General features: G+C 36.1%; 20 protein-coding genes. 4 read left to right on the plus strand and 16 right to left on the minus strand.

The window, feature by feature from the left end:
- Window positions 1-58: 58 nt before the first annotated feature.
- The 16 genes from EQM13_RS10790 to EQM13_RS10860 form a co-directional block, all read right to left on the minus strand.
- On the minus strand, window positions 59-532 hold the full coding sequence (locus EQM13_RS10790) for a QueT transporter family protein (RefSeq protein WP_071139104.1): 474 nt from the start codon (window positions 530-532) through the stop codon (window positions 59-61).
- 30 nt (window positions 533-562) lie between these two features.
- Window positions 563-898, minus strand: a complete 336-nt coding sequence (locus EQM13_RS10795; RefSeq protein ID WP_128752667.1) for a YlbF family regulator — start codon at window positions 896-898, stop codon at window positions 563-565.
- A 154-nt stretch (window positions 899-1052) separates the two neighbouring features.
- Entirely contained in the window at window positions 1053-2720 is a 1668-nt protein-coding gene (locus tag EQM13_RS10800) for a ribonuclease J (RefSeq protein WP_071139102.1), read from the minus strand.
- Window positions 2721-2801: 81 nt separating this feature from the next.
- The gene (locus EQM13_RS10805; RefSeq protein WP_170177312.1) at window positions 2802-3245 is read right to left on the minus strand and encodes a Fur family transcriptional regulator; all 444 of its coding nucleotides are present in this window, start codon (window positions 3243-3245) and stop codon (window positions 2802-2804) included.
- Between the two features lie 28 nt (window positions 3246-3273).
- Window positions 3274-3531 carry a DUF1292 domain-containing protein gene (locus EQM13_RS10810; RefSeq protein WP_071139101.1) on the minus strand — a complete coding sequence of 86 codons (258 nt, stop codon included), beginning with the start codon at window positions 3529-3531 and terminating at the stop codon, window positions 3274-3276.
- The gene (gene ruvX, locus EQM13_RS10815) at window positions 3500-3952 is read right to left on the minus strand and encodes a Holliday junction resolvase RuvX (RefSeq protein ID WP_071139167.1); all 453 of its coding nucleotides are present in this window, start codon (window positions 3950-3952) and stop codon (window positions 3500-3502) included. The genes EQM13_RS10810 and ruvX overlap by 32 nt, the downstream gene beginning before the upstream one ends.
- Window positions 3953-4015: 63 nt before the next feature.
- Window positions 4016-6166: an alkaline phosphatase family protein gene (locus EQM13_RS10820; protein ID WP_128752669.1), complete on the minus strand. Its 2151-nt coding sequence runs from the start codon at window positions 6164-6166 to the stop codon at window positions 4016-4018.
- A gap of 12 nt (window positions 6167-6178) precedes the next feature.
- On the minus strand, window positions 6179-6424 hold the full coding sequence (locus EQM13_RS10825) for an IreB family regulatory phosphoprotein (protein ID WP_071139166.1): 246 nt from the start codon (window positions 6422-6424) through the stop codon (window positions 6179-6181).
- Window positions 6425-6516: 92 nt separating this feature from the next.
- On the minus strand, window positions 6517-9156 hold the full coding sequence (gene alaS / locus EQM13_RS10830) for an alanine--tRNA ligase (RefSeq protein WP_128752670.1): 2640 nt from the start codon (window positions 9154-9156) through the stop codon (window positions 6517-6519).
- A gap of 126 nt (window positions 9157-9282) precedes the next feature.
- Window positions 9283-10452: an AI-2E family transporter gene (locus EQM13_RS10835; protein WP_071139098.1), complete on the minus strand. Its 1170-nt coding sequence runs from the start codon at window positions 10450-10452 to the stop codon at window positions 9283-9285.
- A 73-nt stretch (window positions 10453-10525) separates the two neighbouring features.
- A complete protein-coding gene (locus tag EQM13_RS18255) occupies window positions 10526-10690 on the minus strand; it encodes a hypothetical protein (RefSeq protein ID WP_161567228.1) in 165 nt (54 codons plus the stop codon).
- A 41-nt stretch (window positions 10691-10731) separates the two neighbouring features.
- Window positions 10732-11259 carry a PRC-barrel domain-containing protein gene (locus tag EQM13_RS10840; RefSeq protein ID WP_071139096.1) on the minus strand — a complete coding sequence of 176 codons (528 nt, stop codon included), beginning with the start codon at window positions 11257-11259 and terminating at the stop codon, window positions 10732-10734.
- Between the two features lie 336 nt (window positions 11260-11595).
- Window positions 11596-14697, minus strand: coding sequence for a type I restriction endonuclease subunit R (locus EQM13_RS10845; protein WP_128752671.1), 3102 nt, complete (start codon window positions 14695-14697; stop codon window positions 11596-11598).
- Window positions 14694-15833 (minus strand): restriction endonuclease subunit S, encoded by a 1140-nt coding sequence (locus EQM13_RS10850; RefSeq protein WP_128752672.1) that lies wholly within the window; start codon window positions 15831-15833, stop codon window positions 14694-14696. Before EQM13_RS10850 ends, EQM13_RS10845 begins: the two co-directional genes overlap by 4 nt.
- On the minus strand, window positions 15830-17398 hold the full coding sequence (locus tag EQM13_RS10855; RefSeq protein ID WP_128752673.1) for a type I restriction-modification system subunit M: 1569 nt from the start codon (window positions 17396-17398) through the stop codon (window positions 15830-15832). Before EQM13_RS10855 ends, EQM13_RS10850 begins: the two co-directional genes overlap by 4 nt.
- Before the next feature lie 4 nt (window positions 17399-17402).
- On the minus strand, window positions 17403-17624 hold the full coding sequence (locus EQM13_RS10860; RefSeq protein WP_013810668.1) for a helix-turn-helix domain-containing protein: 222 nt from the start codon (window positions 17622-17624) through the stop codon (window positions 17403-17405).
- An 837-nt stretch (window positions 17625-18461) separates the two neighbouring features.
- Between EQM13_RS10860 and EQM13_RS10865 the strand changes: the two genes are divergently transcribed.
- The 4 genes from EQM13_RS10865 to EQM13_RS10880 all read left to right on the plus strand — a co-directional run bounded on the left by EQM13_RS10865 (window position 18462) and on the right by EQM13_RS10880 (window position 23910).
- The gene (locus EQM13_RS10865; protein ID WP_240663031.1) at window positions 18462-20756 is read left to right on the plus strand and encodes a phage/plasmid primase, P4 family; all 2295 of its coding nucleotides are present in this window, start codon (window positions 18462-18464) and stop codon (window positions 20754-20756) included.
- A 265-nt stretch (window positions 20757-21021) separates the two neighbouring features.
- Window positions 21022-21921 (plus strand): phage major capsid protein, encoded by a 900-nt coding sequence (locus EQM13_RS10870; protein WP_128752675.1) that lies wholly within the window; start codon window positions 21022-21024, stop codon window positions 21919-21921.
- 75 nt (window positions 21922-21996) lie between these two features.
- Window positions 21997-22200, plus strand: coding sequence for a transposon-encoded TnpW family protein (locus EQM13_RS10875; RefSeq protein ID WP_114217871.1), 204 nt, complete (start codon window positions 21997-21999; stop codon window positions 22198-22200).
- Between the two features lie 57 nt (window positions 22201-22257).
- Window positions 22258-23910, plus strand: a complete 1653-nt coding sequence (locus EQM13_RS10880) for a recombinase family protein (protein WP_128752676.1) — start codon at window positions 22258-22260, stop codon at window positions 23908-23910.
- Window positions 23911-23927: the final 17 nt, after the last annotated feature.

Raw genomic sequence — 23927 nt, forward strand, 5'->3', positions numbered from 1 at the left:
GTTACTCACATTAATTATACATAAACGGTTGGAATATTACAAGAACAAACAATTAATATCATTTCTTCAAAAATTTATTATAAGCTGTAAGTACAATGCTTCCAAATATATAAACAGATGCAAATTCTCCGACAGAAATCCCTATAGCGGTTATCCAATAAGGAATATTAGTAAAGTATGAAACCCAAAGAGAAACTATAAACCCGTTTAATAACACAGGGGGTAATATTCCAATTAATTTATTCGGCGCTTTAGATGTCAAATAAGCTGCCACAAGAGTTACTATGCTACCCCCTAAAATATCTATAAGTCCAAATCCTGAATAAATGGATAAAATCAAGTTTGAAATCAGACACCCTACGAATAGCCCTGGGACAGCCGCACTCTCAACTAAAGGCAGTAAGCATAACCCCTCTGAAAGTCTTAACTGTACAGGTCCAAAAGTAAGCTCTCCAAAGGGGATCTGAATCATCACCAATATAACATATATACCTCCTATTAAGCTGGCCTTTGTTAAATATTTCGTATTCATCCTCTCTTAACATTTCCTCCCAATAAAATTTTATTCCTCCTTTATATTAATAGCATCTTCTATAATCTTATATACATCAGCAACTATTTGAGAAAACTTCGTTTCAGATATAAAAAAATCTTTTATATCCGGATTTAGCATTAATATATCCTGTAACTTTTTAATTTCTTCCTCTTCACCTGCATCTATTTTATCTTCTGATGCTTGCTTTATCTGAAATTCAAGGGCCTTTTTCTTAAAATCCAATACCATTTCCTTATTCTTTTTATCCTTAAATACCTTATTGCTTTTCTCCGCATAATCTTTGTATTCTTCCGATTCTTTTAATGATCTTGCCAATTTGTGGGCGTCATCATATATATTCATATTCTCTCCTCCTCATGTTCTTATTTAAAAACACCATAAACATATATAAAAAAATAATCCCATTTAATATTATATCATGCAAGGACAGAAAAGAAAATATTTCCTGTAATCTAACTTAAAAAATAAAGGAATGCTTAAAGCATTCCCCCATTGTTTATACTTCCATGATAATAGGCAATATCATAGGATTTCTCTTTATCTTTCCATATATATAATCTTTAAGTCCGTCTCTCATATTGGATTTAAGAGTTGCCCAATCCGTAATATTGTTTCTCTCACATTCCGATAATATATTTTTTACTACTTCCTTTGCCTCTTCCATTAGATCTTCAGATTCTCTCACATAAACAAAACCTCTGGAAACTATGTCGGGTCCTGATATAACTTTTCCTTCCTGCTTACTCATAGTAACAACTACGATTATAAGACCATCTTCCGAAAGATGTTTTCTATCCCTTAATACAATATTTCCTACGTCGCCTATTCCTAACCCGTCTACCAATACATTGCCTGCCGGAACATTAGTTCCAAAGCCGGCTCCGTTTTTCGTAAATTCCAAAACAGAACCATTTTCCGCAATGAAGATATTTTCTTTAGGCATACCCAATTCCTGAGCCAGTTGGGCATGACGTCTCAAATGCCTGTATTCTCCGTGGACAGGTATGAAATATTTAGGCTTCAAAAGAGTATGCATAAGTTTCAGTTCTTCCTGGCAAGCATGACCTGAAACATGAACATCAGCAAGTGCTTCATATATTACATTTGCGCCCTTTTGAAATAGCTGATTGATTAATCCGTAGATAGTTTTTTCATTGCCCGGAATGGGACTCGCAGAAATAATAACCAAATCTCCGGGAATCAATTCTATTTTTTTATGCTCTGAATGAGCCATTCTTGCCAATGCTGACATAGGCTCTCCTTGGCTTCCGGTAGTTATAATCACCAGTTCTTCTTTAGGGTATTTATCCATATCGTTAATATCTATAAGCATTCCCTCGGGAACATTAAGGTATCCGTCTTCTATAGCAACATTCATAACATTCACCATGCTTCTTCCGGACACTACCACTTTTCTGTTAACCAAGGATGCCGAATTTACGATCTGCTGAATTCTATGAACGTTAGATGCAAAAGTGGCAACTATTATCCTGTCCTTTGCCTTCTGGAAAATATCATTAAAAGTCGCTCCCACGGTTCTCTCGGACATAGTATACCCCGGTCTTTCAACATTCGTGCTGTCACAAAGAAGTACCAAAACCCCTTTGCTGCCGACCTCCGCTAATTGATGCAAATCTATTACTTCATCATTAATAGGAGTATAATCCACTTTAAAATCTCCTGTATGAACAACTGTCCCTATGGGAGTATGGATTGCCAATGCAACTGAATCCGGTATACTATGATTTACCTTTATAAATTCAATATTAAAGCATCCTATTTTTAAAGTATCTCTTGCTTTTACTTCATTCAATTCCACTCCTTGAATTCCATGTTCCTTAAGCTTACTGTCTACTAAGCCTAAGGTCAATTTAGTCCCGTAAAGCGGAAGCTTGATCTTTTTCAATATATAGGGAAGTCCTCCAATATGGTCTTCATGCCCGTGAGTAAGTATTATCCCTCTGACCTTATCTTTGTTTTTAAGAACATAAGTAATATCAGGTATTACCACATCTATGCCGAGCATTTCATCATCCGGAAACATCATTCCACAGTCTATTATTATAATATCTTCTTTATATTCGATTAAAGTAATGTTCTTCCCGATCTCTCCTAGACCTCCCAGAGGTATTATCTTTAATTTTGCTGGTTTTCTTGACACCATATCACTCCTTTATATATAAGTATGTCAATGTATTATCTTCTATATTCTTTCTTCTTATCTTTTAAAAAAAATAAATCCTTTTTAGGATTTATTTTGGCAATCACTGCAATATCCAAAAAATTTAACATTATGGTCAACTATTTTAAATTTTAACTGTTTCTCAATTTCCTGCTCAAGATTTTCCAATAAATCAAGTTTCACTTCTATTACCTTCCCACAGCCGAGACAAATCAAATGATGGTGGTGATGATCTGCAGTTCCCGAATTTAACTCATATCTGCTGCATCCATCGTCAAAATTCAGCTTATACACGATCCCCAATTGTTCAAATAGAATAAGAGTCCTATATACAGTAGCCAAACCTATTTCAGGATATTTAATTTTAACACTGTCATATATTTCTTCCGGGCTTAAATGCTCTCCTTTTCTATCCAATATTACATTTAAAACAGCTCTTCTTTGGGTAGTCAGTTTATAGCCATTTTCCTTTAATTTATTCTTTACCACATCATTATTAATCTCCATCTTCTCACCCACTTGTAAATAAAATTGATCACTGCATCCTTTCCTTCATCAACGACTCATAAGCAGAATAAGCATCCTTAATTTCCTGATCATCCTCTACAATTTTAAGCAATAACTCTCCTTTATCATCTTTCTCCATTCTAAAAAGCCAAGTTCCCTCTCCAGACTGATCAATCGGAATCAGAATAGCATAATCCACATCATCGAGGCCAAAAGTTGCTACTACTTCAAATTCTCTTTTTTCCCCATATTCATCAAAAAGTTCTATCCTGTTTCTCAGTTTCATCACCACCTTTTTTCCTTCTGTCCAAATAGGACTGCAAAATAAAAGTAGCAGCTACTTTATCTATTATCTTTTTCCTTTTACTTCTTCTTACATCTCCTTCTATCAACATTCTTTCCGCTACTACAGTAGTCAGTCTTTCATCTTCCAAATTGACCTTAAGCTTAAACTCTTTTTGAAATTTTTCAATAAATTTCAGTACCTTTTCTCCTTGAGGCCCTATAGTATTATTCATATTCTTAGGAATACCTATAACAACTTCACATACATCATATTCTTCTATAATTTGTCTGATTTGGGCAAAATCCTTTTTAAGCCCTATTCTTTTAATAGTTTTAAGTCCCTGAGCGGTCAACAACAAGGGATCACTTAAAGCTACTCCGATAGTTTTATCTCCTAAATCCAATCCAATTATTCTCTTCATCAATAATATTTCCCACCGTTTCATATTACTTTCCTATGGAATTCTCCTTAAATTCCACTATACTTAATTCAATTCTTCCGCCGTTATAGACAAAAAATATGAAGTTAACAATACCATAGATAATGCTGAGAGTATAATTCCCGAATCATTTACAAGTATTCCCATAATACTCCCTGCAATTCCGCTTATTAGTCCGATGCAAATGTTTTTTCTTTTATTAAACATTTCTCTGATTTTATCTTCGCAGAAAATAAGAATACATGATTGAGAAACAATATTTATATATAAGCTTTTTGTCCACACAGATGAACCGATAAGCTTTATATTCATAAGTATTTTTCTGATTATAATATTATTAATCAAATCTTCTCCTTGGCTGCTTGCCATAAGTATGGTTTTCCCCAAATGAGTCGGATTTGAATTAAATTTAATATCTATATATGAAAACCCCAGTATAGCTACTACTACCAGAGAACAAATCAATACCATACTTTTAAAATTAATCCTTATATTCAAATCTTCCAATATAAAAACTAATACCGCAAACAGAACGCATATGGTTCCTCCTACCTTGGCCCCAAATTTTGGACTTCCTATAAGAAAAACAGTTAAAAAAGATATTAAATATAAAATAATTCTATTTTTATTCTTGCTTTTTTTAAAAACTTCCATATTGCATAATAAAATAATCATACATCCCATAAATACCCCTACCATTTCATTACCAATCCCAAAGTACCTTGCTCCGATAATCGGATCATAGCCTAATGGCGAAAACCTTATTAAATTATTATTGGTAAGCATATCTATAACCAAAGTCAAATATATAACTAAAGAAGAAATGTACAGGATGTTTTTTTTACTTTTATTATTTATATTATATAATATTACAAAAGTTATTGATAAAATAACAATTAAACTTAAAATAAACTGAAAGTAATTATTCCAATTAACAGCAGAATTAATAAGTAATACAAAGGGTATAGATCCGGCCAATATAATAAATCCCCAAAAAATCTTGGAAATTTTCCCTGAAATTTTTACGTTAAATACAACCAAAAGAGTTCCCAATATACAGCTTATAATTGATAATATAGAATAAACAGCAAGAACATAAAATCTTGAATTAGAAACCACATTTATTCTATTATTGTCTTCATAAAGAAATTCAAAACCATTATCTCTATTAATACTATAAACATTAGTACCTAAAAATTGTTCATGAGGCAATCCTAAATAGTTAATGATAGTAGGAGCAATATCTATATTTGAAATCAATCCTTCACGCTTAGTTGTTGAGGAAGATAAAACTCCTTTTGGCATACCTCCGCCCCAGAAAATCACGGGAGAAAGTATACTGCCATTTACTCTTTCTTCTCCACCATTAGGACTTATAATAATAACCAATGAATTCTTTTTATCTAAGCTATGGGATAGCTCTTTTAAAAATTCATCAATATTATTTAATATTTTGTTTCTAATATTAAAATACTGCTTATCCGTTAATTCGTTGCTATAAGAAGCTAATCTATCCAAATCTCCCGTATCAATAACTACAAGAGAAGCTTTTTCCCTGATATCAACAACCTGCTTCAACATCTTTTTATAATCCGTTCTGAACCCGTAAGGGAATTCATCATCATCCACTATTATATTGTCTATATTCCCATAATCAATAAGTCCTTTAGAGTCCATAGGAATAAGGGAGCTGGGTCTTATGATTCTATCAAGTATGTCAGCATTGCCATAAAGGGCGGTTTTAAGTCCGGCTTTATGAAAACTATCCCCCAATGCTCCGATATAAGGTTTATAATAATTATCTTCGTTATATTTAATAAGTTTTGAAAACCCGACTATGCCGATATCTTCATCTCCAACTGTTTCTCCGACTCTTTTTTCATATAACTTCTTGTAATAGTCATTTAGATTATACGATTCTCCTCCGTCATAATCAGTAGATGCCCTGTTGGATGCATTAATGGTAAGATAGCTCTCGGCTCCATTATATCCCGATAATCCTCGGGGATTCATCAATCCTATACTTCCATCTCGGATGATATCGTTTAGATTATACATAGTTTTAATATCATCTAAAGTCAATCTGTTTGCTACTACTAAATATACGGTTTTATTCTCTTTGTCGGCAAAAGTTCTTCCTCCTATTAGCAGCAGAACGACAATTAAAATAACAATACTGAATCTTTTTAAATTCACCGGATATCTCTCCTATTTGTTTTTTTCTTCATTCTTTAAATAAAATACCAATAATTCTTCTATGAGCTCGTCTCTTTCTATCTTTCTGATCAAACTTCTTGCATTATTGTGGCTTGTTATATAGGTAGGATCCCCGGATAATATATATCCAATCATCTGATTTATAGGATTATATCCCTTCTCCTTCAAAGCTTCATAAACAGTCAAAATGATATCTCTCGCCTCGTTCACATTTTCCTTTGGCGATTCAAACTTCATAGTCTCATAAAAATTGTTATTATTCACAAAACACACCCCCTATATTATTTATACCATAAACAAATAATTATATACAATGTTTAAATAAATATTTACTTAAGTTGTTTTTCAATTATATCATATACCAAATTTAATGCTTGATTAACTTTATTGATATCTTTTCCCCCTGCTTGTGCCATATCGGGACGTCCACCGCCGCCGCCACCGGTGCATTGAGATACTTCCTTAATAATCTTTCCTGCATGAAGTCCTTTATCTATCAAGTCTTTAGTAACCATAGATACAAAAGAGAGTTTTCCATCCAAGGAAGATGCTAAAACTATTACTCCCGAGACTATTGAATTTTTGATCTCATCCCCAAGATTTCTGAGACTATTTATATCCATATTCTCAATATAATAAGTCAATACATTTATGCCTTTAATTTCATGACTATTTTTGATAATATCGTCTTTAAGAGACAACGCCATTTTTCCCATAAGCTTTTCTACTTCTTTATCCTTTTGTCTGTTCTCTTCCACAATTCCTTTAATTCTTTCTGTTATATTATTTCTATTTCCTTTAACAATGTTAGCGATATTATCGATTTCTTCGTCTAATTCCTTTAAATATTGATATGCACTTCTCCCTGTAATAGCTTCTATTCTTCTTATCCCCGATGCGATACTTGTCTCGTTTAATATTTTAAAAATTCCTATATCGTTAGTATTCCTTACATGAGTTCCTCCACAAAGTTCCGTAGTGTAACTGCCCATCTGTACTACTCGTACCTTATCACTGTATTTGTCCTCAAATAAAGCTACTGCTTTCATCTTTTTTGATTCATCATAGGAAGTAACGGCAGTATCCACTTTCAAGCCTTCAAAAATTTTTTCATTTACTATTTCTTCTATTTTAGCCAATTGCTCTTTAGATATACTCTCAAAATGGGTAAAATCAAATCTCAATCTATCGGGGAGAACCAAAGAACCGGCCTGATTTACATGTTCTCCTAATACATTTTTCAGTGCTCTGTGAAGAAGATGAGTTGCGGAATGATTTCTCATAATATCCTTTCTTCTTTTCTCATCAACTTCAGCAGTTAAATCATCCCCTACATTTAATACTCCCTTTTTTACCTTTATATAATGAAATATATGCCCTTCTTTATCCTTTTTAGTATTTAATACGAAAGATTCAAAACCGTCTTTTGACAGGATTCCTGTGTCTCCAACCTGTCCTCCCCCTTCTCCGTAAAAAGGTGTTTGGTTTAATACTACTATTCCTTCCTCTCCATCATGTAAAGAACCAACAAATTCGTTTCCCTTTATTATTTTTTCTACTACTCCAGGGGAAGTAAAAGTTTCATACCCTTTAAAAACTGTCTTATCTCCGTCTATTTTTAGTGAAAAATCTCCTGTTCCCCAGATATTATTTTCACTTCCTCCTCTTGCACTTCTGGCTCTTTCTCTTTGCTCTTCCATTTCCCTGTTAAATTGAATTTCGTCTGCCGTATATCCACGTTCTTTTAATATTTCCTTAGTTAAATCAAAAGGAAAACCATAAGTATCATAAAGTTTAAATGCCTTTTTCCCATCTAATATATTTTTATTTTCAGATCTCATATCTGATATATATTGATCTAATATCTCTAAGCCCTGATTTATCGTTTCATAAAACTTTTCTTCTTCTCCGTCTATTATCCTAAAAATTCGATTTTTTTCTTTTTCGATCTCAGGATATTGCTCCTTCCATAATTCTATCACTTTTTCAGCTATTTTGCTTAAAAATTTTCCTTGAATATTTAATAATTTTCCATGTCTTGAAGCTCTCCTTATAAGCCTCCTGAGAACATAGCCTCTCCCTTCGTTGCTTGGAAGTATGCCGTCGGAAACCATAAATGTAATAGCTCTGGCATGATCCGTTATCACACGGATGGATTTATCTTTTTCGGAGTCCTTGCCATAAGAAACCTTGCTTACTCTTTCAACTTCTTTTAACACTTCATTTATCTGTTTAACTTCAAATATATTCTTTGCATTTTCCATAACCATTGCCATTCTTTCGAGTCCCATCCCCGTATCTATGTTAGGTTTTGGCAAAAGATTATAATTTCCATTCTCATCCTTATCGTATTGAGAAAAAACTAAATTCCATACTTCCACATACCTGTCACATTCACATCCCGGTTTGCAATCGGGCTTACCGCAACCATACTCTTCTCCTCTGTCTATATAAATTTCCGAACAAGGGCCGCAAGGTCCTAATTCCAGCTCCCAAAAATTATCCTCTTTATCCAATCTTACAATTCTATCCTCAGGTACATTTATTTTCTCATTCCATATTTTATATGCTTCCTCATCATCTTTATATATGGAAACCCAAATAAGTTCCTTAGAAACTTCCATTCTTTCGGTAATAAATTCCCACGCCCATTTTATCGCATCTTCCTTAAAATAATCCCCAAAGGAAAAGTTCCCCAGCATCTCAAAAAATGTACCATGCCTGTCAGTCTTCCCTACATTTTCAATATCCACTGTTCTGACACATTTCTGACAAGTAACCACCCTTTTCCCCGGAGGAGTTTTGAGTCCGGTAAAATAAGGTTTCATGGGAGCCATCCCTGCATTTATAAGTAATAAGCTTTTATCATCCTTAGGGACAAGAGAAAAGCTTGGTAAAATCAAATGATTCTTTTCTTTAAAAAAATCAAAAAATTCCTTTCTTATTTCATTTAACCCGATATTTTTCATATGAATACACCTCTCATTTTAGCTTTCAGCAATATGTAAATTAAACCAACTACAAAAAACTCGTCCCAAATCAAACGGACGATACGTAAGTTCTGCCTTATAAATAGGATTATAAGTTAAAAGCTATTATTTGTCAATAATCTGATTTTTATTTAACTTCTCCATGAAAAACGAAAATACTATTTTCCCTACGGCTACAGCCGGAACTGCAAGAACCATTCCCCATATTCCCATAATCTCGCCTCCTATTATTAATGAAACAATAACGGTAATAGGATGAATTCCTATGCTTTCTCCGATAATCTTAGGGGTTATAAGATCATTTTCAATCTGTTGAATTACAGTAAAAATTATTATAACCCATAAAGCTTTCAATGGACTATCTAAAAGGGCAAAAATCACTGCAGGAATAATTCCTATTACAGGGCCGAAATAGGGAATTATATCTGCAATTCCGGCAATGAGACCTATAACAAGTCCAAAGGGAATTTTTAAGATCAGCAAAGCAATAGTGGTGGACACTCCAATAAATATTGCCACTATAACCCTTCCTCTTATAAATTCGCCCAAAGCTTTATCTATTTCTTTCGATAATCTTGAAAAATCCTGCCTCTTATCCTTAGGCACCGTAATATATATTTTGTTTTTAATGGAATCCTTATCTAATATCAAATAGAACGTAAATATGGGAACCAAAATAATCGATGTAATTTTAGGGAAAATATCCATCATTGAACTTGTAATCTTTTTTATATTTTCACTCAAAATATTCCCCATATTTTCCGCGTTACCCATAACCGCTTGTTCAACTCCCTGAAGCTGAGGAGGCAAACTATAAATACTTGAATAATATCTATCATAAATATTATTTAAAAAATCAAATATTCTGTTAAGATATAGGGGAAGTATTTCCATGAGTTTTTTAGCTTCTTTTGTAATATTGGGAATAATCGTTAATGATAATATAACTATAACTCCCAGAATTATAGCATAAACAATGAGTATCCCAAGGCTTCTTCGAATTTTCCTTTTTTCAAAAAAATTTACTATCGGGTTAAATAAATATGCCATAATAACAGAAAAGATAAACATTCCAAATAGATTGGATAAAAAGCTATACTTATTCAGTATTTTATATATAAGATATATAAAAGTTATAAATATTAATACAAAAAAAACTTTCCTTACGTTTATTTTAATCCTTTTATCTTCATTAACATATTTATTTCCAATATTTATAAGGTAATATATCAAAAAGAACAGAAATGCCAATAGTAAAATCAATATTCCCGTCATTAAAGGACTTTTTACATTAATTGTTTTTCCTCTCCTTATTAATGTATTTTAAAGGCAGCCCAAAAGCTGCCCGTTACCAAAGGGACATTATCCCGTTTCTTATATTATAAAATGCTCTTCTCGTGCTTCTCATCATTTTTCTCTTATGCATCGGATCCATCCTGTTTACGGCAGCCATTCCAAAAACTGCTCCTAATATGCTTCCTACCCACATACCGGTTTTAAATCCATTATTCATCTTTTTCACTCCTTTTAAATTTATATCCTTAGTTTGCCACACTATCTTCCCTCTAATTCTAACAGTTTTTTGTAATAATCTTTTCCGTTGTCAATTATGTCTTTTATTTCTTCTTTAACTATTATATTTTTATCTTTAACTTCATGGCTTATATTTAAAGGAATAAAGCTTCTTCCATTAATAATATCTTCTATTACTCCTTCAGTAATAATAAAACCGGATATCCCACCGTCTTCTTTATTAAATATATAATCTTTTATATACCCTATAAATTCTCCCTTTTCTGTAATTACCTCTTTATCTATAAAGCAATCAATTTTTATACCCTTTTTTTCTTTATAATCTTCTTTTTCAGCCCTATTTAAATTTATAATCATAGAATCTTTCCCTATATCCTCTATTCCCTCAAAAGGAATTATAATTTTTTTTCTAAATATCTTTCCGTCCTCTATAACGAGGCTATCTATATATTTATTATCCTCAGTACATAATACGTTTTTTAATGTACCTATGGGTACATTATCTCTGTCCACAATTTTTAATATTGAAAATTGGCTATATCTTATCAATTAAATTCCCCTTTTCAATTTCTGTTATATTTTTATTATTTCACTTATTAATAAATTTATTAAAATAAGAAAAATTTCTATTGAAAAATTATAATGTAACTTTTTTTTGAAACTCATTTACAGAAAGCTCTCTTTAATCAATATCTTATAAGCAAGAACTTTCCTATTCGTTATAAAAAAAGCTGCCGAAAGAAGCGTTCACTTAGGGATTGAAGAAAAACTTGAATGAACAGCTTCAAGCGGGGCAAAAAGAGACCAGTCACAATCAGGCATGAATGCTTGAAGTGACTGGTTTTTTATTAAAGATATTTTTTTGAATTAGTGATTGATATTAATCTATATCAAACCTAAATACTTTTCAAAGAATATCATCAGTTTTTCGATAATTCCTTGTTTTTTCGCAGCTCTGCCTCCGCCAAAGCGAGATACAGGTGGCATGATTTTATCAATGGCTGTACCGGTTGTTTTAAGCATTCCATCTCGGAAAGCATTATCGATGAATCGGCGGGTTTCTTCAGGCTTTAATTTCTCTTCTTCTATAATTGCTGAAATATCCGCTTCCTTACGCTCATGGAGGAATTTTCGCCAATCCTCATCCACTTTGGTCGATACATTGACTTGCTCTATAAAACGCTCGATAAGTTCTTTCTTACTTCGAAGTTCAATACTCGAATTGATAGCCTTATCAATGGTCGTAAGAATGGTTTTATCCTTGCAGTTGGATTGTTGATATTTAGCTACAAGCATAAGGATGTAGTCAATATTTACCTCTATCTGCTTGACCAGTTCAATCTCAAAAACTATGTCATCATTGATAGTTTCTTTGTCACCATCAGTACCTTTTCTATATTCCTGATACAGGTCAATATAAATGCTCTGATAGTCCTGAAAATCCCTTTCAGATAAAATCTCATTTCCTTCAAAGTCATCGAAAGAAGTAAGAATATTTCTGAGCCTGAGTATTGCTCCATATAACCTGATAAAGTCTTTTTCCGCTTCTTCTCCGAGAATAGGTTGTCCAAGGGGATACTGTGTTGTAAGAGTTGTAATCAATTCAGCATAGCCCGGCTTATACTCACCTTTGTCATCATAGCCGTTATAGTATTCTTCGTATGTTTTTAGCAGTACAATACCGCCAGCATCCTTATTGCCGAATAGTGCAATAGCTTTATCTGTTTCTTCTTTCAAATCTCGGAAACAAACGATATTACCATAGGTCTTAACGCTGTTTAGGATGCGGTTAGTTCTTGAAAAAGCCTGAATCAGTCCATGCTGTCTCAGGTTTTTATCTACCCATAGCGTATTTAGGGTTGTTGCATCAAAGCCTGTCAGGAACATATTAACAACAATCAATATATCGATCTCCCGATTCTTTACACGAAGAGAGAGGTCTTTATAATAATTCTGGAACTTATCCGAGGAAGTATCGTAATTTGTGCTAAATGTGGAATTGTAATCTCGGATAGCCGCCTCAAGAAAATCTCTGGAGCTCTGGTCAAGGTTTTCCATATTAAAATCCTCTTCAGGCAACAGTCCATCTGGCTCCTCCTCATTTGCACTAAAACTGAAAATAGTTGCAATGGTAAGGTTACGGTTCTTTTCCGCTATCTGCTTCTTAAACTCATTATAGTATCTGATTGCCATTGGGATGGATGCAGCAGCAAATATGGAGTTGAAACCGGCAACTCGCCTTGTTTCACGCTTTTCTATCATCTTTTTAGGGTTATGCTTATCTGCTTCTTCCCATTTCGCAGAGAATGTGTAATAACTGTTGCGCTTGGTCTTCTGATCAAAGTGTTCAAGAACGTAAGAAACAATTTCACTGATTCGCTGTGGATCTGCTAAGGCTTTTTCTCTATCTATGCTATAGACTTTTTTATCATTAACGTAATCAGGCATCTTAATGGTATTGATAAAATCTATTCTAAAAGGCAGAACATTCCCATCATTGATGGCATCCACAATGGTATAGGTATGTAGCTTTTCTCCAAAGGCCTGCTCAGTTGTACGAAGCAGTGGGTTACCTCCTGAACTGGCATTAGCGGCAAAAATCGGAGTTCCCGTAAAGCCGAAGATATGGTAGTTCTTAAAACTCTTCGTGATAGCTTGATGCATTTCGCCAAATTGGGAACGGTGGCACTCATCAAAAATCAGTACCACATGTTTCTTGTAAATATCATGCTGTTTGTTTTTTCGAATAAATATATCCAACTTCTGAATAGTGGTTACAATGATTTTGTATTCATGAGGATTTCCTTTTTCATCCCTGTCTTCCAATTGTCTTTGAAGAACTCTTGTAGACGTATTACCGTTAGCTGCCCCCTTTTCAAAACGGTCATATTCCTTCATAGTCTGATAGTCTAGGTCTTTACGGTCAACAACAAACAATACCTTGTCTATATAAGGCAAGGCAGAAGCTAATTGGGCTGTCTTAAAACTGGTCAATGTCTTACCAGAGCCTGTTGTATGCCAGATATATCCTCCAGCTGCAGTTGTGCCCATCTTCTTGTAGTTGGTTGATACTACAATGCGTGATAATATACGTTCTGCAGCAGCTATTTGATAAGGACGCATTACAAGGAGCAGATCTTCAGATGTAAATATACAATATTTTGTTAGTATATTTAAGAGGGTATGCTTGGCAAAAAATGTTTTAGTAAAGTCCACAAGGTCAGGAATAATTTTGTTATTTGCATCTGCCCAAAAGCTGGTAAATTCAAAGCTGTTGCTTGTTTTTTTGCTTCTTCGACGTTCACTGCTGCTTTGCTCCTTGATATGAGCGTTTCTTGTGGTGTTGCTATAATACTTTGTATGGGTGCCATTTGAGATTACGAATATTTGCACATACTCAAATAAACCAGAAGCCGCCCAAAAGCTGTCACGTTGGTATCTTTTTATCTGGTTGAAAGCTTCACGGATAGCAACACCACGACGCTTTAACTCTACATGAACTAGTGGAAGTCCATTTACAAGGATTGTTACATCATATCGGGTTTCATGCTTGCCACTCGCTTCTTCGTATTGATTAATAACCTGCAAACGATTGTTATGGATATTCTTCTTATCCAAAAGGTATATGTTCTTTGTTGTTCCATCTTCACGTTTTAGAATCTGGATATGGTCATCCTGAATTTTTCTGGTTTTTTCAACAATACCCTCATTTGTATTGGCAATACATTCTGTGAAAAATCTATCCCATTCACTGTCAGTAAAGGTGAAGTCATTAAGCAGTTCAAGTTGCTTTCGGAGATTTGCTATCAATGCAGCTTCATTGTGCACTGAAATATATTCATATCCTTGGGAAGTCAGTTGCCTAATAAACTCCCGCTCAAGTTCTGCCTCGCTCTGATACTTTTCAGGACGGACATTGTATTCAGCTGCATATTCAGCAACAACTGTTGCTTCATCAGTACTTGCAACGATGTTGTATATACTCATGATGTCACCTCCTTGAAAGATAACAGTTTATCTCTGTAATATTCATATTGCTTTTGCCGTGCTTCGATTTCGGCAGGAATGCCGCTGGTTAAGTCGTTGCAGAGAGCGTCAAAGCGATCTAGGATAGCTACGATGCGCTCTTGTTCTTCTAAGGGTGGGACAGGAATTTTAGCCTTTGAAATATTGTCATTATATAGCCTTGCAATAGTTCCCCCAGTAGATATTGACCAAGGCTTCATCGCATAGCAATAATATAGATATTTATTTAACACTTTACTCTCATCATTATCAATCCACACAATATTAGAATCTTGGTAATAAGCTGGTTTTCCATCATAAATTACTGTTCTTCCGATTGTTCCAGCAGCAGATATAAGAATATCGCCTTTTTTAGGGAAAGAAAATGCTTTTCGGTATTCATCATATTTTTCCTGTGAAATAAAAGCATCTGGTTCTTTTCCAAATGTCCCAATTTTAAAGAATGGAACATCACCAACTGGACTTGTTTCTGCTTTCATAATACGCTTACACATACAAACAGGTCCAATTTCCCCCAATGTCATCCACTTGATATCGGGGTTATTACCAAACGTAAGCAGCAAATCTCTATAATACTCATACTGCTTTCTTCTTGCTGTAAGCTCTGCTGTAAGCTCTGCTGTAAGCTCTGCTGTAAGCTCTGTGAAATTATCCAGAATACGGACAATTTCCTCTTGCACTGGCTTAGGAGGAAGAGGGATTGGAATTTTATTTAATACTGTTTGTGTTAAACTAGGTACGCCTCCAGCTGTATTTAGTCTCTCAATTCGTTGGGATTGCAGATAATAAAAAACAAACTTAGGTTCAATAATCTCAGTATTAATTTCTGTGTAAAAGAGTGTATCCACTGTCCAGAATGGTTCCTCAACAAAATATAACTTATCAATTGATCCTTTTCGTGGGATAAGCACTGAAGGTTTGTCATAGGCAAATTGGTTTATGTAAGTAATAACGCCACCCGAACCATAGACGGGTATACTACCTTCCGCAATATGCTTATAGTCTTTGCCATTTCTAATTCTTAAAACTTGTCTTAGTTCTTTAAACTCAACCCCATCTGGACAAAGTTCAGCAATCAATTCATCTAACTTACTCATTTGCCCACCTCAATTTCCGCAATAATCTTATCTATTTCTTCCCTCAAAACCTGCTCTCTCGCCACAATCTTTTCTATCTCAGCATTGAGGGCGACAATATCAATCTTTTCTCTCGTATCCTCTTGTTCAACATAGGTAGAAACAGACAGGTTATAATCCTCTTCAGCAATTTCGCTGTTTGGCACAAGCCTAGCAAAATGCTCAATATCTTTTCTATCTTTGAATGCGTTAAGAATGGTCTCAATATTTTCCTGTGTTAGTTTGTTGTTATTCGTAACCTTGACAAATTCCTTTGATGCATCGATAAATAAGGTACTATTTTCTGATTTAGATTTCTTTAGAACCATAATGCAGGTAGCAATGCTGGTACCATAAAACAAGTTATCCGGTAACTGAATGATACAGTCGATGTAGTTATTATCAATCAGGTACTGCCTGATTTTCTTTTCGGCACCACCGCGATACATTACACCGGGGAAGCATACAATAGCCGCTGTTCCGTTTGTTGCAAGCCAAGAAAGACTGTGCATAATAAAAGCAAGGTCTGCCTTGGATTTAGGAGCCAATACTCCAGCTGGAGAAAAGCGAGGGTCATTAATCAAAATAGGATCATTGTCGCCCTTCCATTTAATGGAGTAAGGTGGATTTGATACAATGGCTTCAAAAGGCTCATCGTCCCAATGGTGAGGATCTGTTAGTGTGTCCCCAAGGGCAATATCAAATTTGTCATAATCAATATCGTGCAGGAACATATTGATTCGGCACAGGTTGTAGGTTGTAATGTTGATTTCTTGACCGAAGAAACCTTGACGTACATTTTCTTTTCCTAAGATTTTTGCAAACTTTAGCAGTAGAGATCCAGAACCGCAAGCGGGGTCATATACCTTGTTGACTTCAGTTTTTCCTACTAATGTTAAGTGGGTAAGGAGTTCGGAAACTTCCTGTGGCGTATAGTATTCACCGCCACTTTTTCCGGCATTGGAAGCATACATACCCATTAAAAATTCATAGGCATCACCAAATGCATCTATGGTATTGTCTTTGTAATCTCCCAGCTTCATTTCTCCAACAGAATTCATTAGCTTAACCAGCTTTTCATTACGCTTTACTACAGTGTTTCCTAGCTTATTGCTGTTAACATCAATATCATCAAACAAGCCTTTGAAATTATCTTCACTCTCTGTTCCTTGGGCAGATGCTTCTATATTACTGAAAATCTGTTCTAGTGTTTCATTTAAGTTTTCATCGTCCTTTGCGCGAGCTCGGACATTTTCAAAAAGCTCGCTGGGTAAGATAAAGAAGCCTTTTGTCTTAACTAAATCCTCTCGTGCCTGTTCTGCTTCTTCGTCGGATAGCTTAGCATAATCAAATTCCGTATTGCCAGCTTCCCATTCTCCGGCGTTAATATAGGCAGTAATATTTTCAGATATGTAGCGGTAAAACAGCATTCCTAGAACATATTGCTTAAAGTCCCATCCATCTACACTGCCTCTTAAATCATTTGCCATATTCCATATCGTGCGGTGCAATTCCGCCCGTTCCTGTTCTTTTCTGTTATTTTCCATAACTCTACTCCCTTTCTTCAACCATATTAGGCACTAATTCCATGATATCTTTAAAATCAACGCCAAGTGCCGTACAAACCTTTACAAGAACGTCCATACTGACATATTCGTTTTTAGAAAGCTTTGAAATTGACGATGGACTTATTCCCGCAGCAGCTTGTAAATCTTTCTTCTTCATATCGCGGTCTATCAACAATTTCCAAAGCTTTTTATAGCTAACGGTCATCTTGGTCACCTCTTTATATCTTTTTTCCATTATAGCACATTTTCTTCAAACATAACATGATAATTCTGTGTTTGTGAAGTAATTTTACAATGTTAACAAAGATAATGATAGTTGTGTATGCCTTTCATTTTTCTCTTTTATTCAAATAAATACTTTTAGACAAAAAAGTCGGAAAGCCCATTGTAAGACTCAAACTATAGCTTTCAGCCTTCTTAAATTAAATATCGCTTTAGCTCAAATTTGAGCAAAAGCATAAGCATTACAGCCGTCTTTACCTTAGAAAAAAGACAGGCTGTTTTTTTATTTTAGGGTTTCGAATCAATAAAATTCTTCGCTTATGAATGAGGAAGAAAGATATTTTTCTAAAATCCTCAACTAATGTGTTCTACCAAGGCTATAAGGTGAGAGGAAAAATAATCCCCATTAGCTTCCAAGTTAGAAATTTAATGAGGTATTTAGCTAAGGGGTTAATAATTTCGGCTATTAGCAGAGGAAAGCAATTCACAGAAATATTTGTTCCGGTACTCAAACTGCAGGCTTGTGTCTTGTGGATGACGAGAGGAAATTACCTTAAATAATACTCTTTGGATTTGCCTTTCTTATGCACTACAAAAGAAAGCATAGTTTTCTCTCACTGCTCCTTGACAACTGAATATCCCGAAATGCAAGAGATACTTCAAGCAGAATATGCCATGACGATAATTCCGAGCGTATTCCTTGAAAGATAACGAGGTTGTGTCAAACAAGGCAAACCCTCTGGAACAGTAGCGTTTCGGGTCATTTATAACAGGCAAGGAGGTGAAGTAACTGAAAACAAAATATGATAACTTGCCACAGGTGCTTAAAGATAAGCCACAGTTTTGCTGTTGGAAATATGAAGAACGAAGTGGTAGAAAAACCAAAGTTCCCTATAACCCAGTAACGGGAAAAAGGGCAAAACCAAATCAACGTGGTACCTTTAAAGATTTTAGTTCGGCGGTAGCTGCTTTAAGTGATTATGACGGTATGGGATTTTTGGTGGGTAATGACATATGTGTTATCGACTTAGATGATTGCTTTGATAGTGGTGGTAAGCTTAAGCCTGTTACCCAAATTGTTGTAGAGGCTTTTAGTGGTTGTTATATGGAACACAGTCCATCTGAAAAAGGGCTTCATATTTTCTTTAAGGCCACAGGCTATGACTTTGACAAAACAAAATACTATATCAACAACAGAAAGCTGGGAGTTGAGGTCTATGTGGCTGGAGCAACGAACCGCTTTGTTACCGTAACAGGCAATGTATATGCAGATGGTGATATAGCGGAGAAATCGAATGAACTACAGATGATACTAGACAAGTATATGCTACGTCCTGCCCCTGTGAGACAACTTCTGGATACAGAAAGTCAATCCTATCTGTCTGACAAGTCTGTTATTGAGAAGGCATTAAAATCGGCAAATGGAGAAAAATTTAAAGCATTATGGCAGGGTGATACATCTGGCTATGCTTCTGCCAGTGAAGCTGATTTGGCACTTTGCGGTATGCTGGCATTTTGGTGTGGCAGGGATATTGGACAGATGGACAGACTTTTCCGAAAAAGCGGCTTAATGCGGGATAAATGGAATAGACCACAGTCCGGCAGTACTTATGGAATGATAACCATAGAAAAAGCAATTGCAAATGCTACTGAAATATACAAACCAGGTGGTAAGCGTTCATCAGCTACAGAGGATTTTGGTGAATGTTCCCTTACTACTTTAAAGCCTGAAAACAATGAGCGTTACCCTTGGACAGACATTGGAGCAAGCAGGCTGTTTGCCGATTATTATAAGTCTTTTGTCCGCTATGTTCCCGAAAGGAAGATGTGGTTTTGCTATGAGAACGGGATATGGATTCCCGATATTGGCAATCTCAAAGTAATGGAAATGTGTAAATCATTGGCTAACCAACTACTAACCTATGCTTTAACGATTCAGGATGAACATCAAAGAAAGGCATACATTGACTATTGCCGAAAGTGGCAGTTAAGAAGATACCGAGAAACGGTGCTTAAGGATGCACAGAGCGTATATCCCATATCAATGGCCGAATTTGACCAAGACCCGCAGGTGCTCAACTGTTCCAATGGAACCTTGTTTTTAACATCCATGGATTTTCATCCCCACAACAGCGAGGACAGACTTACAAAGATATCTGGTGTTAAACATGACCCAGAAGCAAAAAGTGAGCGATGGGATAGATTTATTCATGAGATTATGAGCGGAGATGAGGAAAAGGCAAAATTCCTCCAAAAAGCCTTTGGCTACAGTATCAGCGGAGACACTCGGTATGAATGTCTGTTTGTTCTCTATGGTGCCACAACTCGAAATGGTAAAGGTACGCTATGTGAGAGCGTTCTTAAGGTGTTAGGCAGTTATGGCTGTACCGCAAGGCCGGAGACTATCAGTCTGAAAAAGAACAATAATAGTTCAAGTCCAAGTGAAGATATTGCCCGGCTTGCAGGAGTACGCTTTGTGAATATCTCCGAACCTAGCAGAGGACTTGTCTTAAATGCTGCACAGGTAAAAAGCATGACGGGTGGTGACACCATCAACGCAAGATTTCTACATGAGAATTCTTTTGACTTTTCGCCAAAGTTTAAGCTGTATATCAACACTAATTATCTGCCCGTTATTACGGATATGACGTTGTTTTCCAGTGGCAGAGTGGTAATTATCCCTTTTGAACGACACTTCGATGAAAACGAGCAGGATAAAAACTTAAAACGCGAATTCGCCAAACCGAAGAATCAGAGCGCTATCCTCAACTGGCTAATTGAAGGCTACCAGCTGTTGAAAAAGGAAGGATTGAATTTACCCGATTCCGTCAAGACAGCCACGGATGCTTACAAGCATGAAAGCGACAAGATAGCATTGTTCTTTGAAGATGCCTTGGAAGAAAGTCCAAACAGTGAGGTGCGGACATCCGAAGTGTATGCCCGATATCAGCGGTGGTGTAGTGCCAATGGCTGTTATTCGGAGAATGCAAGAAACTTTAAACAAGCATTAACAGCTATTGCCCGTGTGGAGCGGAAACGACCACGTTCTGGTGGTGGAATGACCACAATGCTTATCGGCTATAAACTGACTGAAGAAGAATTTTTTCTTATTTAAACACAGTGTAGCAGCTTGTAGCAAGAAAAACAGGTTATATAAAAAATCACTCTCGTATAGAGAGTTTAGTTTTTACCTGCTACATCTTGCTACAAAGCTTAAAACCACTGGATACAACTCCATGTGTTAATACCTACCCCCTAGGGGAGTTCAAATCTCCACACCTTTTCATCTGGAAAACGGGCGTGGGGCAATGCGTAAAAAAACGCGGTTTCAAACAGGGTATATACCCCACAATCGAATTAAATTTAGGAGGTAAACGATTATGGCAACATCAACAACTTATAATAGAGCGTTTTGGAACGTTATGAAAGGAAAAGACGAAAATTATCAGAATCTGAACGAGGGGTACGATAATGTCGGAGCATATGTCGCACCAGATGAATTCAGGGAAGGTTTTAACACTGCTTTGGCAAAGGAGAATATATTCCGCAGATTTGCCACTGTTATCAATCTATCTTCTGCAGAAGGTAAAATTCAAGCGGTATCCTCAACGGGTACAGCAGATTGGGTTGAAGACGGGGATCCAATCCCTGAAAGTGCCGATACATTTACACAGTTTCTGGTGAAATCATACAAGCTGGCATCTCTTGTCAAGCTAAACCGCTCATTTGTCACCGATATGAACTTTAATCTTGAAAAATATTTGATGGGTGATTTTGCGAAGCGTTTTGGCAAGGCTGAGGAAAATGCATTGCTTAATGGAAATGGCACAACACAGCCAACAGGTATACTTACGGCAGACGCAGATGTAGCTACAGCAGACAGTGTTACCATTTCTTTTGATGAGATTACTTCTCTGTACTTTTCATTAAAAGATGAATATCGCAACAACGCTGTGTTTATCATGCACGACAATACTGCCATGCTTCTTAGAACTCTCAAGGATACAAGCGGCAGTTATCTGTGGAACTCTTCCGATAATACCATATTCGGAAAGCCTGTAATTACCTCTCCATATATGCCTACGGTATCAGCAGGAGCAAAAAGCATTGTATTTGGAGATTTATCATACTACTGGCTGATTGAGCGTCAGTCAATAACCATAAAGAAATTAAGTGAGTTATATGCATTGCAGGGGCAAATTGGTTTTTCTGCTTACGAGAGATTGGATGGGAAGCTAATTCAACCAGATGCTCTGAAAATATTACAAATAAAAGCTTAAATAATGGATTAGGCACTGGGTCATCAATTCGGCTCAGTGCCAGTTCCTTCAAAACATCGGACAGGAGGTCACGATATGGAAAACCAAATTAACAGCCACACAACCAAATCCGATATCGGAGATACGGTCTATGTGGTGGAATCACGAGTAAGTGATTCAGCAAAGGAAAGTGCATATTCCAAGCTGAAACGGCTGATTACAGTCAACGCAAAAAACCTTTCAAAGTTATCAGATAGTTCAGATAAATCCATGGAAATCAACTCGACTTCTTCAAGGTAGTACGGTAATATACATAGTGCTAAACCGCTTGAAGACTGTCGGAAATGGAGGATAAAAATGAATAGACAGTCAACATTTAGCACTATACGTAAATCAACATTAACATTTGAAGAAGCAAAAATTACTGCTCTGTACTGCAGGCTCTCACGTGATGATGAGCTTGCCGGAGACAGCAACAGTATAGTAAACCAAAAGGCAATTCTAAAAAAATATGCTGAGGACAACGGTTTTCGCAATATCGAATTTTATGTGGATGATGGAGTCAGTGGAACAACTTTTGATCGACCAGACTTTAACCGCATGATTGCAGATGTAGAGTCCGGTAGAGTCGGAACGATCATCATCAAGGATATGTCCCGTTTTGGCAGGGATTACCTCAAGGTAGGCTATTATACAGAGATTATGTTTCCTGAAGCAGATGTGCGATTCATTGCTATTAACAACGGTATTGATAGTGCAAACCAAGCAGACAGTGACTTTACACCGTTTCTTAACATTATTAATGAATGGTACGCTAAGGATACTAGCAAGAAAATCCGTGCTGTGTTCAAATCCAAGGGACAGTCAGGCAAGCCACTCTGCACCAATCCGCCTTACGGTTATATTAAAGACCCTGAAGACAAGTTGCACTGGATTATAGATGAGAAAGCCGCCGAAGTGGTCAGAGATATTTTCCGACTGTGCATGGCTGGCTTTGGACCCACGCAGATAGCAAAGCAACTTGAAAAGCGATGCATTGATACGCCTACGGTTCATCTACGCAAAATGGGTATTAACACTCCAGCAAGACCACCTGAAAACCCATATGCTTGGTCGGCTCGTACCGTAGCAGATATTCTGGCTAAAATGGAATATCTAGGTCACACGGTGAATTTCAAGACTTCTAAAAAATCCTACAAGAGCAAAGTCAAGATATTGAACAATCCAGAAGATTGGATGGTTTTCAAAAATACCCATGAAGCAATTATCGATGAGGGCACTTGGGAAACAGTGCAGAAAATCAGAGATGGCAAGCGAAGACCATCACGATTAGGTGAAATGGGAATGCTTTCAGGTATGATGTTCTGTGCCGACTGTGGGGCGAAGCTGTATCAGGTTAGAGGAAAGGGATGGTCACGCGATAAGGAATACTTCGTTTGTGCTACTTACCGCAAGAAAAAGGGGATGTGCAGTTCACACCAGATACGCAATGTTGTGGTGGAACAGCTTTTGCTGGAGGACTTAAGACGTGTAACCTCCTTTGCCAAAGACCATGAACAGGAATTCATCCGTATAGTTATGAATAATTCAGAAAAGGAGCTTGCCAAAGAACTCCGCCAAATTCAAAAGGAGTACGAACAAGCACAGGCTCGTATTGCTGACATAGACAAAATCATTCGAAAGCTATATGAGGACAATGTGATGGGCAAAATTCCCGAAGAGCGTTTTTACAAGATGTCGGCTGAATATGAAGCTGAGCAGAAGGCTCTGGAAGAAAGGATAACCAAATTAAAGCATACCATTGATACAGTAAATGAACAGTCCCTCAATACCGACCGCTTTTTGGCACTGGTTAAAAAGTACACAGAAATTACAGAATTGGATGCAGAGATTATTCGAGAGTTCATTGACAAAATTATAGTATTTAAGGCTGAAAAGGTAGATGGCCGCAGAACTCAGCGGATTCAAATTTTCTATAACTGCATTGGCGCTATCGACTTACCAAACTAAACGAAAAAACGGCATAG

The organism is Acidilutibacter cellobiosedens, from assembly GCF_004103715.1.
Classification (GTDB): Bacteria; Bacillota; Clostridia; order Tissierellales; family Acidilutibacteraceae; genus Acidilutibacter; species Acidilutibacter cellobiosedens.